Below are 13094 nucleotides of genomic sequence, written 5' to 3' on the forward strand. Positions count from 1 at the left end.
GCGCTAGATTACGCCTTCGCGCAGGAACTCCGTTGCGTGATGAGCCGCACGCGCCGATATCGCCATATAGGTGAGCGATGGATTTTGACAGCCGCCCGAGGCCATGCACGCGCCATCCGTGACGAACAGATTCGATACATCGTGCGCCTGGTTGTACTTGTTGAGTACCGACCTGGCCGGATCGACACCCATGTGGGCCGTGCCCATTTCGTGGATGGCGAGTCCCACGCCCTTGGACTCGCTGTTGGAGTAGAGCACCGCGGCGCCCGCGGCCTGAATCATCTGCTTCGCATCCTCACACGCGGCGACGAGCATCTTCTGCTCGTTCTCGCCCAGCGAACAGTCGATGTGAACGATAGGAATGCCCCACTTGTCCTTGCGAGTCGGATGCAACGTCACTCGATTGTCAGGCCGCGGCAACATTTCGCCGAAACCCGCCAGCCACACCATCCAAGGGCCGGGGGTGCGTAGTTTCGCCTTGAGATCGACGCCGATGCCGGGCTGCGATGCGTTCCAACCCGCACGGAGCACGCTACCCTGGAAACCGAACCCGCGGAGGTAATCGCCCGATTCGGTGACGTTGCGATAGCGCGGAATATAGAACCCATTCGGGCGGCGGCCGGCATGATAGATATCGCCGAATCCCGGGTACATTCCCCCGGCGCCCACGCCATACAGATGATCCATGAGATAGCGCCCGACCGCGCCGGATCGATTCGCAAGCCCTTCTGGAAACGCTTCGCACGCGGAGTTCAGCAGGATCTGCGCCGTCGGAATCGCAGAGGCGCATAGGAACACCATCTTTGCCTCGTACGTGCGCCCCTGCTTGGTATTTGCATCGATGACACGGACGCCACTGACCTTCCGGCTCTTCGGATCGTAAACGAGGCTGTGCGCGATGCTGTCGGTGACAATCGTGAGATTGCCGGTGCGCCGCGCCGCTGGCAGTGTTGCGCTCAGGCTGGAGAAGTAGGCGCCGTAGCTGCAGCCGCGGTCGCACAGTGACCGGTACTGGCACGGCGCTCGACCGAGCTCGAGATGGTGAGGCTGCGCGGAGGTGAGGTGAGCGCAACGGCCGGCAATCAGGCGCCGCCCGGGAAACGCCTTTTCCAGTCTCGCCTTGAAATCCTTCTCGGGCACGGTGAGATCCATGGGCGGCAGGAACTCGCCATCGGGCAGCTGCGGCAGACCTTCCTTCGAGCCGGAGATGCCGGCGAACTTTTCGACATGATCGTACCAGGGCGCGAGGTCCGAATAGCGTATCGGCCAATCCGAGCCGTGTCCGTCTTTCGCGTTGGCTTCGAAATCCATCGGACTCAACCGGTAACTCTGGCGCCCCCACATGATCGAGCGGCCACCGAGGTGATAGCCGCGCAGCCAGAAGAACGGTTTGTCCTCGGGATAAGAATAAGGATGTTCGCTGTCCTTGACCCAGTATTGTTGAGTGGCGGTCGTGAATGCGTAGCACTGACTCTGAATCGCGTAGTCCCGCGCCGCCTCTTCCTCGGGCACCATGCCGAGGTTCGGTAGCTGCCAGGGCAGCAGCGAATCGGTGTAATCCGCGCGATGCTCGATGTGACGCCCGCGCTCGATGACCAGCGTTTTCAGTCCTTTCTCCGTCAGCTCTTTCGCGGCCCAGCCGCCGCTCATCCCCGAGCCGATCACAATAGCGTCGAACACTTGATTCTCTCCTCAAACCGCCCAAGCACGCGTCTCTGGCGTCATCTTCACTGAAGCTTCCCACCTGCCCGGCACGTGCTCATATCTCAGCTCCTGTGTCGCGCCGACTTCGGAGTGGTAGTACAACGTGAGCACCAGTTCTTTGAACTTCCTGTACACCCGGTCGCCGTTTTTCGACTTGTCGAACGCGACGAGAACCTCGGCGCGCCGTGTATCCTCGAGTGCGAGCAGCCCGTTTCCCTGCTCACGCGCTGCCTGGTCGATCTCTTTCAGCAATGCGCGGAATTGTTCCTGTCGCTCACGAGAGGCCCAGTTCTTCATCAGCGCGTCGAACGCCAGCGGAACGCCGGCATCGATCGCCCCGGGCGTATCCGTGCGCGGCATGATGATGTCCGCTACTACTTCGAGTAATGAGTACTCCGCGGGGCCGAAGAAGCGCGCCTTCGCGCCGGAATCGGCAAACAACTCCACCGGTGCGGCGATGGCAGTGCCGCCGACGAGAAGAATCGCGCGACGTAGCAACTCGCGTCTGTCAAACGTTTGATCGATTCGCATCGCTATGTTCTTGAGGACGTCCGTGAGCTGGCTACTGCACGTAGCGTGCGAGCAGCCGGATATAACTCGTCTGATACCCGTTCGAGTTTTCGGTGATCGCCCAGGAGTTCAGCGGCCAGCCGGTGTTGAAGTCGAGATACGCCTTTTGCGCAGGTTGATTGGTCGGCGGCGCTGGCGGGGACGTTCCGCACAGGGGCGAGATGCCCGGGCAGCGATCGTCCCAGCCGTATGACGAAGGATTCGGGCCACCGACCACGAACCCGGGCGCCGGGCCGTGGGTCGAGTCCCTGACACTGTCCCAACGTGCGCTGCCGTCCCCGAACCACGAGTGGAAGAACTGATCGACCGAGTTCTCGGCGCCGAAGGCGCCCATGTTGGACAGGTACACCTTGCCCAGCGGATTGACTCCGTGCAGGTAGTGCAGATAGGCCGCGCCCGCGTTCATCGCTTCCGCGGCGCCGTGCGTGCCGAGTCCATACAGCGCCTCATCTGTAAACATGCCGCCGGCGAGCCCCTTCACCGCACTGCTGCCCCAGGTGTAGTCGCTGATGTAGGCTCCATAGGGATCACGCTGCGTGGTCACTGCACCCCAGCCGCCATAGTCGGCGCGTGACCAAAGATCCACATAGCGCGTCCGGATGTCAGTTGCGGTCTGAGCCGTGGCGCCAGAGAGTGAAGCGTAGTGGAGCAGCGGGCGTGTCACACCGGCGTTGAAGGGCGACAACCAGAACGACGCGAACATGGGCGCTTCGGTGTAGTGGGCATCGACATACTCGCGATAGCTCGCGTCGCCCGTCAGATCGAAGAGATAGATCGCCGCGACGAGTCGCCGCTCGGCGCGGCCGGCGTCGTCCGTTTCTTGCTGTCCAGCGCCGATGCCGGAGGTGCCTGAGGCCGAATCGTTGTTACGAAAGATGACGTTCGGATTGGCGAGGGCCCAATCCCAGGCCCGTTCGGCGCGCTGGGCGAGATCGGCCGCATAGGCGTCGAAGGCTGGCGTGTTCAGCGTATCGAAGATCTTGGCGCCGTAAGCGAACGCCACGGCCGTCGACAGCGTGGCCGACGTGCTGGCGTCGCCATAAAGGCTCGGGCCGGTCGCGCTCGAAGGCGGGCTCGCATGCGCAACGCCGAGGATCGACAGCATGGAGCCGTCGCTGTTCTGCATCCGCACCAGCCAGTCGAGGCCCCATTTGATTTCATCGAGCAGGTCCGGCACGCCGTTGCCCGACTCCGGAATGTTGAAATCGTCGGTCCAGATCGGCTGATTCTGCGAGTAGGCGTGCAACAGATCGACGACATACCCCGCGGTCCAACTCGTGTACTTGTTGAAGTCGCCGGCGTCGTACCAGCCGCCGTGCAAATCGCGCTCCGTCGCCGGATCGTTCGGTGCGTTGTAGCGACGCGCGTTCGCGTCTTGCAGCGGACCCAAGTGACTTGCCGCATCGGCCCAACCGGCGCCGGCAAATTGCGCCACCTTCGCGTGGCCGGCACGTTGATAGAAGAATGTGCGCACCGCTTGAACCAGGATGGGTCGATAGACGTTGGCGCCAATCTCGAATCGTGGCGAACGGACATTACGTTCCACGTCGAGAATCTCATAAGAGCCTGGCGCGGTGATGGAGCTGAAATCGAACAGCCAGACGCGGTCGCCGGAGGACGTGTCGGTCGCGCCGTTATTCCATTGGGCCGGCGTGCCGACGAATGCCGCTGAGCCGTCAGCCGTGTTGATGACCTGAATGGTCGCTCCCGGCTCGTACATCTCGTCACTGTCATAGCCGGTGATCGGATCGCGCAGCACCGCGACTTTTTGTTGGCTGGAAAGATAGCCGAACTGATCGACCGTGATGAACGGGCCGTCGCCGACCACTGTCAGAGTCGGCGAAGGATCTGCAGGTGGCGGAGTGGGTTCCGCAGGCGGTGGAGCCGGCGCCGATGGCGGAGCGGGCGAGGAAGCCGGCGGAGTGGAGGCCGTCCCGCTACCGCTTTCACCGCCTCCGCAACTCGCGAGCCCGAGCAGCAGCACCAGCGCGATCGAAAGATGGCGTCGCTTCAACATGCTTTGTTCACGGCCCCGCGCGCACGCCGGCAAAAGGTTCTGTCGCCCTCACGCTCGACGTTCACGCGCCGACTGCGCGACGAATTGATTGCTGAACGTGACTCGACGTTGAGGCGCTGGCGCTGCCGGGCGCATCCACCGCATGGAGCTGGCCGCCCAGCTCACGCAGCGTTTTCAACATGATGTGGGCTCCGGAAGCGAGTTGCTGGCCGCGCCGGGTCACGACCCCGAAGGCTCCCATTCGCAGTGGCAGATTGCCGATGAGCACGGTTAAATTCCCTGCCTTGCAGGAGGACTGGACGGTCCCCTCGGGCAACGCCGCCACCATGTCGGTCTGTTGGAGCAAGCTCATGATCACGGGCGCAGAGGCGGTTTCGACCACGTTCGCCGGTGGCGCCAGGTTGCTTTGTACGAAAAGCGCGCTCAGCTTCTCGCGCGCCAGGCTTCCGGTCGGAGGAAGGATCCACGGCTGCTCGACGAGGTTCGAGAGCTGTATCGCCTTACGGCCAGCGAGCGGATGCCGTGCGCTGGCCACGACCGCGTAGCGCTCATTTCCCGAGAGCGATTCGTAGACGAGATCATCGGCGCGAGCGGTGTCGAGCACACGGCCCACGACCATGTCGAGATCTCCCTGGAGGAGCCTTTGGACGAGCTGTTTGCAGGAATCGACCTCCAGGCAGACGAGGACGCCTGGATGGCGCTGCTTCACGCGGGCTATCGCCCTCGGCACCACGTCGCTGTGTGGATCGAACACCATCCCGACGGAGGCTTTACCCGATAGCCCTGATTTGAGCGCCGCGATTTCCTTGCGCGCGAGGCCCAGCTGGGACAGAGCCGCGCGGGCATGGCGGACCAGGACTTCGCCATAGCATGTAGGCGACATTCCGCGCGGATGGCGTTCGAAGAGCTGCACGCCCAGAGTGACTTCAACCTGGCGCAGCAGTTTGGATGCGGCCGGCTGCGTAAGACCCGAGGCCTCGGCGGCGCGCGCCAGGCAACGCTCCTCGTCGAGATGAACGAGGAATGCAAGCTGGCGAGTCTTCAAGTGAAAGCGGGCGACCGGATTGACGCGGCATGCTTCCGCAGATGACACCTTCTGTAACATGTCCCGATGACCTCGCTTAGATTGAGTACACGCGAACCGGAAAGGGCTCGATCGAGGCTACGGTCAGCGGGCGTGTAAAATGCGTGAAGGCAAGATGTGCTTGCCGAGCGCGATGCGCGGGCGCGTATGCGAAGTGCGACTTCACGGATCTCCCCCTTTTGCCTGCCTGTTCTGTTTGGTCAATGGGAAAAGGGCGGCCGCATCTTTTGCAATTGCTTCGGTCTGATACGTGGATGACATTTTTCTGATACCCCATCTCGTTGATGCTATTGACGATTTCCAGCACGCACCGCGCCTGACACGGGAGCGGCGACGATGACCGGGCCGAGTCCTGTTCCGGTGCGCATCCGGTTCGACGCCTTCGAGGCGGACTTGCGCACCGAAGAACTGTTCAGGTCGGGCAGGCGAGTCCGTCTGCCGCGCCAATCCTTCATGGTGCTGGCGATGCTGCTGGAGCGGGCCGGACAGCTCGTCACACGGGAAGAGCTTCGGGCGAGGGTGTGGCCGGCGGGGACGTTGGTCGAGTACGACCAGGGCTTGAATGCGGTGGTCAAGCGGCTCAGGGAGGCGCTCGGCGACTCCGCTGACAAGCCGCGCTTCATCGAAACTCTGCCGAAGCGGGGCTATCGATTCATTGCAGAGACTCAGCCGGACCTCTCGCAGCTGCTGCCGTCGACCTCCGATCTGTCGAATGAGCTCGCTGGCAATCAGCACGCCACGGAGCTCCAGCTCAACGACTCTGCCGCGACTGCAGCCGCCCGCGATGGCAACGGGTCAGCCTTTACCTCCGGTGCACGGGAAGGCGCCGGTGGAATTCGATTCTCTCGAAAGACCTTCTTTGCTGCCGCGGCCGGTCTGAGTGCGATTCTGCTCGTCGCACTGACTGCGTGGATATTCAGCGATCGTTCTGTCACGCACGCTCCGTCTGGCCGACAGATCGTGCCGTTTACGAGCTTGCCGGGACAGGAGATCGCGCCGACGTTCTCCCCCGATGGCAGCCAGATCGCTTTCGGGTGGAATGGCGAAGCGGGTGCCGGTCATCGCTTCGATCTTTACGTGAAATCCCTTGGATCGGAGCGGCTGCTGCGTCTGACGCACGAGCCATCCGTTTGGATCACTCCCGCCTGGTCGCCGGACGGGAGCATGATTGCATTCGTAAGAGAGAAACGTGAGGAAACCGGCATCTTTGTCGTCCCCGCGCTGGGCGGCGCCGAGCGACGCATCGTGAGCACCGCAGTTGCCGTGGGATCGTTCAGGCAGATCAGCTGGTCGCCCGATGGCCGGTCGCTTGCATATTCTGGTTACGGACCGTCAGGCGCGGCGCAGGTGTACATCGTCGCCGTGGACTCGTTAGTGACGCAGCCTCTCTCGCCCGCGCCCGAATGTCTGGATGCGGCAGAGCCTGCCTTCTCGCCCGATGGAAAACAGCTCGCCTTGGTGTGCGTTTCGAGCTCGGCGGTGTATTCCGTTCATGTCGTGGAATTGCCGCATGGGCCGATGCGGCAACTCGCCACGATCATGGGTAATCCGCAAGGGCTCGCCTGGTCCGCGGATGGACGGCGGCTGATCTTTGCGAACGACCCGGGCGATGGCGGCGAGTTGTGGCAACTCACTTTGAACGGCCAGCTCGCACAGCTTCCGTTCGGCGAGAACAGCTCTGCGCCCGCCGTCGCACGGGATGGGCGAATTGCGTACGTGCGCGGTCGGAAGACAATCAATATATGGCGGGCGGATCTCACGGCGGCGAATCCGGAAGATTCCTCGGTCAGACTGATCTATTCCACGCTGACTGAACTGATGCCTCGCTACTCGGCCGACGGATCACGCATCGCATTTCAGTCCAATCGCTCCGGGAGCACCGAAATATGGTCCACGGATGCGGAAGGCGACAATCCGGACCGCATGACGTCGTTCGACGGGCCCATGACCAGCTCGCCAAGCTGGTGCTCCGATGGCCGCCGCATTGCCTTCGATTCTCGCGTTTCGGGAGTCTCGGACATCTATGTCGAAGACATCAGCGAGAGAGTTCCGCGGAAAGTGGTCACTCCGCAAGCCAACCTGTCTTCGCCAAGTTGGTCGAAAGACTGTCGGTGGCTCTTCGCGCACGACGGAAAGAACACGCTGTACCGATTCGCTGCCTCCGGAGGCAGAGCTGAACAAGTTACCGAGCATCGTTCGTCATACTCCGTCGTGGTCGAAGACCGGGTGATCTTCAATGCCATGCAACCCGACGGCGTCGTGCTTTGGACGAAACCGGTCTCGGGCGGCACGGAGCAGCCGGTCGAGCAGCTCCAGAAACTCCGCTATGACGACGTGTGGACGGCGACCACCGCCGGCATCTATTTCACGGACTCCTCATCCAGGCCGGTCAGCGTCAACTTCTTCGAGTTCGAGAGCGGGACGACGCGCCGGCTGATGACCTTGCAGGAAACGCCTGTTCCCGGCTCCGGGCCCGCCATCGCCGTGTCCCCCGACGGACGCTGGCTGCTCTACACGCAGGTCGACGATGAGCATAGCGAGATCATGTTGGCTCTCAATCCGTAGAGCGTGATGACTCGCGCGCTACATGTGCCTTTACAAACGTGAATAGCGCCGGCTGATTTTTCATGCTTGGACGCGACCGCGGGTGGTACGGTGATTGGCTCCTAGGCGAGCTCACTTTATTACTCGGGCGGGACGAAGCATGGACCGGATCAGCAGACGCACATTGTTGGGAACGCCTCTGCTCGCTGCACTCACCACGTCCTCGGCGGCGCAGGGCGGATCATCCGATGCAATCTGCGCTGACTCAACTGTTCCCGAATACAAATTGCCGGTCGCGAGCGGACCTTTCGAGCCGACGGTGGAATCGCTGAAGCGCTACCAGGCGCCCGAATGGTTTCGCGATGCCAAGTTCGGAATCTGGTCTCACTGGGGGCCGCAAGCGGTGCCGCGCGTGGGCGACTGGTACGCACGCTTCATGTATGTCCCGGGTCACCCGCACTACGAGCGGCACGTGAAGGCCTACGGTCATCCTTCCAAGTTCGGCTACAAGGACATCATTGCCTTGTGGACGGCGGAAAAGTTCGATCCGGAAGGATTGATGGACAAGTACGCCGCCGCGGGCGCCAGGTACTTCGTCAGCATGGGAGTTCACCACGACAACTTCGATCTTTGGAAATCGAAACATCACCGGTGGAACGCCGCGGCCATGGGACCGAAGCGCGACATCGTCGGCGCATGGCAGGCGGCCGCGCGCAAGCGCGGCCTGCGCTTTGGCGTCTCGGAACATCTGGGCGCCAGTCACAACTGGTTTCAGCCAAGTCACCAGTTCGATCAGTTCTGGCCGCTGCTCGGCGTGGCCTATGACGGCGCGGATCCCGCCAACGCCGATCTCTATCATCCGCGGCACGATGAGCCGTTTCGTAACTCCCAGAGCTGGTATACGAAAAATCCAAGATTCCATCAGATCTGGTTCGACCGGATTCGCGATCTGATCGATGCCTATCAGCCGGATCTGCTCTACTCGGATGGCGGGCTGCCATTCGGCGTCGTCGGCCGCTCTCTGGTAGCCCATCTTTATAACAGCAGCATCGCACGCTCCGGGCGGCTCGCGGCGGTCTACAACTGCAAAGATCTCGGCTCGGGCGAATTCTATAAAGAGGCCTGCGTGCAAGACGTGGAACGCGGTGTGTTGAAAGGCATCAATCCGCTGCCTTGGCAGACCGACACGTCGAACGGAGACTGGTTTTACAGCGACGGCTACCAATATAAGACGAGCTCGGAAGTCATCGCGATGCTCGCCGACATCGTCAGCAAGAATGGCAACTTGCTACTCAACATCGTGCAGTATCCGGACGGCAGTCTGCCGCCCGAGTCGCAACGCTTGCTGGAGGAGCTTGCGGCCTGGATGAAGATAAATTCCGAAGCCATCTACGGTACCCGGCCGTGGCGAATTTTTGGCGAGGGACCGACCGAGACCGCCGGCGGCGCGTTTCAGGAAAAAGCAGCCTATACGGCACAGGATATTCGTTTCACGACCAGGGCCGATGTGCTCTACGCCATTACTCTCGGGGAACCGAAGGGCAGTGTTGCCGTCACGTCGTTGGGACGTCGCACGGGGCATGCAGCGCATCCGGTGAAACGTGTGCAAATGCTCGGCGTTGCACGAGCCTTGTCGTTCCGGCAGACGGACGATGTGTTGTTCATCGAGTTGCCCGCATCGCTGCCGACCCTCCATGCCAGCGCCTTCAAGATAACTTTCGCCTGATAGATCCGCGCACGTAACCATGAAATCCGAGATCTCGCGTCGCGCTTTGATTCCGGCGTTGGTATTGGCGATGGCGGCACCGACCTTGGGCGCCTTCGCTCAGCCCGTCGCCCCCCGACAGGTCGAGCTCGATGTCCGTCAGGCAACCAAGCCGGTCGACCGTTTCTTCGATCTGTCGGTGGGGGCTGACTATTCCGGCGTAACGATGCGCGACGCCAACCAGGCGCAGTTGCGGATCGCGGCTGAAGAACTGGGCTTTCGATATATTCGTTTCCACGATATTTTTCACGACGCGCTCGGCACCGTGAAGATGGCCGATGACAAGCTGGTCTATGACTGGACCAGGATCGATCGTCTCTACGACAACTTGCTCGAGATGGGAATCAAGCCCTTTATCGAGCTGGGTTTTACGCCGTCAGCGCTGAAGTCGTCGGATCAGACCATCTTCTATTGGAAGGGCAATACCTCGCAGCCACGGCTCGACTTGTGGAAGCAGCTGATCGATGCATTCGCTCGTCACCTGATCGAACGCTACGGCATCGAGGAAGTGCGCACCTGGTACTTCGAAGTATGGAACGAGCCGAATCTCGATGGCTTCTGGCAGTATGGCGATCGGGAAGCGTATTTCGCTCTCTACGGCGTGACAGCGCGGACGCTCAAGGCCATAGACGCACAGCTTCGCGTCGGCGGTCCTTCGACGGCGGGCGCGGCGTGGGTACCTGAACTGCTGGCTTTTGCGAAGGCAACTCACACGCCGGTCGACTTCGCAACGACCCACACCTATGGCGTGGACTTTGGCTACCTCGACGAAGAGGGCAAGAAGGATTTGCAGCTCTCGCGCAATCCTGACGCCATCATCGCAGACGTGCGCAAGGTGCGCGGCGAGATCGAGGCGTCTCACCTGCCGGGCCTGCCGCTGTTCTTCACTGAATGGAGCACCAGCTACAATCCGCGCGACCTCACTCACGATTCCTACATTGCTGCGCCCTACATCGTCAGCAAGCTGAAAGGCACGCAAGGCATCGTGCAGGGCATGAGCTACTGGACTTACTCCGACCTGTTCGAGGAGCCTGGTCCGCCCACGACCCCGTTCCACGGCGGCTTCGGTCTGATGACCAAGGACGGCATCCGCAAGGCATCCTGGTTTGCGTACAAATATCTCAACGCGCTCGAGGGCAAGGAAATCCCTGTCGCGGACCCGCAGGTGTGGGCGGCTTATGACGGCGCCTCGGTGTCGGCGGTCGTGTGGGATTTCCAGTTGCCGGACCAGAAAGGCCAAAGCAACAGAACCTTCTTCAGCAAGCGCGTGCCGAGCAGGAAATCGGCCTCTGTCAGGATGAAGCTCACCGGTCTTACGCCGGGCAGTTATGAGCTCGAGATCCGTCGCACCGGCTACCAAGCCAACGACGCTTATTCTGCATACATCGAAATGGGCGCACCGGAGGCATTGACGCCAGCTCAGCTTCAGCAGTTGCAGAGCCTGACCCGGGACTTGCCCGAGACCCAGCGAACGCTCTCTATCGGCAGCAGCGGCACAACGGAAATCGTCCTCGAAATGCGCAGCAACGACGTCGGGCTCGTCACGCTCGTTCGGCGTTGAATGAAACGACGCGCGACATGTGCAAAACGATATGAGTCCCGCGGCAAAGTTCATTAGTTGAAAGCGAGCCGGACTTTTACCATGCGCGCGGGCAATCACGGGCGAATGTGAATCGGCGATGAGCGAGCAAAAAGAAACTACGACGCCGGCGTCCTCGATTGCGCGCACACGGCTGCTGCACGCTGCGCTGGCCGCCATTTTCGTTCTCGCCGCCTGCAGCCCGGCTGACGATGCAACGAAGCAGGCAAGGCGGGTACCGGAGGCACAGACTGCCGAAGCGCCGATACCGAAGCTCGTCAGCGGGAACGGCCGTCACGCCCTGCTGGTGGATGGCGCGCCCTTCCTGGTGCTCGGCGCGCAGGCGAACAACTCGAGCAACTATCCGGCAATGCTGCCCAAGGTGTGGCCAGCGCTCGAACAAATGCACGCCAACACGTTGGAGATCCCGGTTGCGTGGGAGCAGATCGAGCCCGAGGAAGGTCGCTTCGATTTCTCGTACGTGGACACGCTGCTGACGCAGGCTCGCCAGCACAATATGCGCTTGGTGCTGCTGTGGTTCGCGACGTGGAAGAACAACGGCCCAGCCTACATGCCGGAATGGGCCGAGATCGACAACCAGCGCTTCCCGCGCCTCGTGACCAAGGACGGCGTGCGCTTGGGATCGATGTCGCCGCACGCCAAGACCACTCTCGACGCCGACCGCAAGGCTTTCGTCGAGCTCATGCGTCATCTCAAGAAGTCCGATACGCAGCGCACCGTGATCATGGTGCAGGTGGAAAACGAGTGCGGCACTTACGGCAGCGACCGGGACTACTCGCCGGCCGCGGAGAAGCTGTTCAACGCTGCGGTCCCGGAGAACCTGCTGAAGGCGCTGAACAAGCGACCCGGGACCTGGTCGCAGGTGTTTGGCAACGACGCCGCGGAGTTTTTCCACGCTTGGTCGATTGCGAGCTACATCAATGCCGTCGCGGCTGCTGGCAAGGCCGAGTATCCATTGCCGATGTATGTCAACGCCGCGCTCCGCGATCCTTTCAATCCAGGCCCGCCGGGCGGGTATGCCAGCGGCGGGCCCACCGACAATGTGCTCGATGTCTGGAAAGCCGCCGCGCCAGCCATCGACATGCTCGCGCCCGATATTTATATGCGCGAGTCCGTCAAGGTGGCTGCTGTCATGGAGCGTTACGCGCGCGCTGACAATCCGCTGTTCGTGCCCGAGATCGGTAACGACCTGCCATTCGCGCGTTATTTCTTCTCGATGCTCGGCCACCGAGGCATCGGCTTCGCGCCATTCGGTATGGATTTCACCGGCTACTACAACTATCCGTTGGGAGCCAGGAAAGTCGATGCCGAGACGATCGAGCCGTTCGCGGCGAGCTACCGTCTGGTGGCGCCGTTCGCACGTGAGCTCGCGCGACTGAGCTACGAGGGCAAGGTCTGGGGCGCCGGCGAGCCGGACGACGGCACCCAGGCGCAGGTGCTCGATCTCGGACGCTACAAGGCTCATCTTACTTACGGTCGGCCGATGTTTGGCACGGAGCCTCCCAAGGGCAACGCGCAGCCCATCGGTGGCGCGATCCTCGCCGAGTTGGGACCGAACGAGTATCTGCTGACAGGCCGCCACGTACGCGTCAACTTCGGCCCCGGCGCCGACAATCACCCATTCATGACGATGCGCGTCGAGGAGGTCGCCTACGAACAGGGCGAGTGGAAATTCGTGCGTGTGTGGAACGGAGACCAGACCGATTGGGGGCTGAACTTCACCGATATTCCGCAGGTACTGCGAGTGAGATTCGCCAACGACGGCCGCAGCTCGAGAGTCCGAGATCGCGACAGCGAATCGCTCGCATAC

The 13094-nt window shown here is 61.8% G+C and carries 7 protein-coding genes and 1 pseudogene; 4 read left to right on the top strand and 4 right to left on the bottom strand.

Annotated elements, in window-relative coordinates:
* Positions 1 to 3 precede the first annotated feature (3 nt).
* From VGD45_RS26375 to VGD45_RS26390, 4 genes are all read right to left on the bottom strand, one after another.
* On the bottom strand, positions 4 to 1680 hold the full coding sequence (locus VGD45_RS26375) for a GMC family oxidoreductase (protein WP_331158366.1): 1677 nt from the start codon (positions 1678 to 1680) through the stop codon (positions 4 to 6).
* A 12-nt stretch (positions 1681 to 1692) separates the two neighbouring features.
* Positions 1693 to 2235, bottom strand: a complete 543-nt coding sequence (locus tag VGD45_RS26380; protein ID WP_331158367.1) for a gluconate 2-dehydrogenase subunit 3 family protein — start codon at positions 2233 to 2235, stop codon at positions 1693 to 1695.
* A gap of 31 nt (positions 2236 to 2266) precedes the next feature.
* Positions 2267 to 4291 (bottom strand): glycoside hydrolase family 9 protein, encoded by a 2025-nt coding sequence (locus tag VGD45_RS26385; RefSeq protein WP_331158368.1) that lies wholly within the window; start codon positions 4289 to 4291, stop codon positions 2267 to 2269.
* A 61-nt stretch (positions 4292 to 4352) separates the two neighbouring features.
* Positions 4353 to 5336, bottom strand: coding sequence for a LysR family transcriptional regulator (locus tag VGD45_RS26390; RefSeq protein WP_331158369.1), 984 nt, complete (start codon positions 5334 to 5336; stop codon positions 4353 to 4355).
* Positions 5337 to 5711: 375 nt separating this feature from the next.
* Between VGD45_RS26390 and VGD45_RS26395 the strand changes: the two genes are divergently transcribed.
* The 4 genes and pseudogenes from VGD45_RS26395 to VGD45_RS26410 form a co-directional block, all read left to right on the top strand.
* Positions 5712 to 7940 (top strand): winged helix-turn-helix domain-containing protein, encoded by a 2229-nt coding sequence (locus VGD45_RS26395; protein ID WP_331158370.1) that lies wholly within the window; start codon positions 5712 to 5714, stop codon positions 7938 to 7940.
* 139 nt (positions 7941 to 8079) lie between these two features.
* Positions 8080 to 9645 carry an alpha-L-fucosidase gene (locus VGD45_RS26400; RefSeq protein ID WP_331158371.1) on the top strand — a complete coding sequence of 522 codons (1566 nt, stop codon included), beginning with the start codon at positions 8080 to 8082 and terminating at the stop codon, positions 9643 to 9645.
* Between the two features lie 19 nt (positions 9646 to 9664).
* Positions 9665 to 11245 (top strand): GH39 family glycosyl hydrolase, encoded by a 1581-nt coding sequence (locus VGD45_RS26405; RefSeq protein ID WP_331158372.1) that lies wholly within the window; start codon positions 9665 to 9667, stop codon positions 11243 to 11245.
* Between the two features lie 118 nt (positions 11246 to 11363).
* Positions 11364 to 13040, top strand: a pseudogene (locus VGD45_RS26410) (DUF5597 domain-containing protein); the annotation flags it as partial.
* Positions 13041 to 13094: the final 54 nt, after the last annotated feature.

Origin of the sequence: Steroidobacter sp. (assembly GCF_036402275.1) — a bacterium.
GTDB lineage: Bacteria > Pseudomonadota > Gammaproteobacteria > Steroidobacterales > Steroidobacteraceae > Steroidobacter.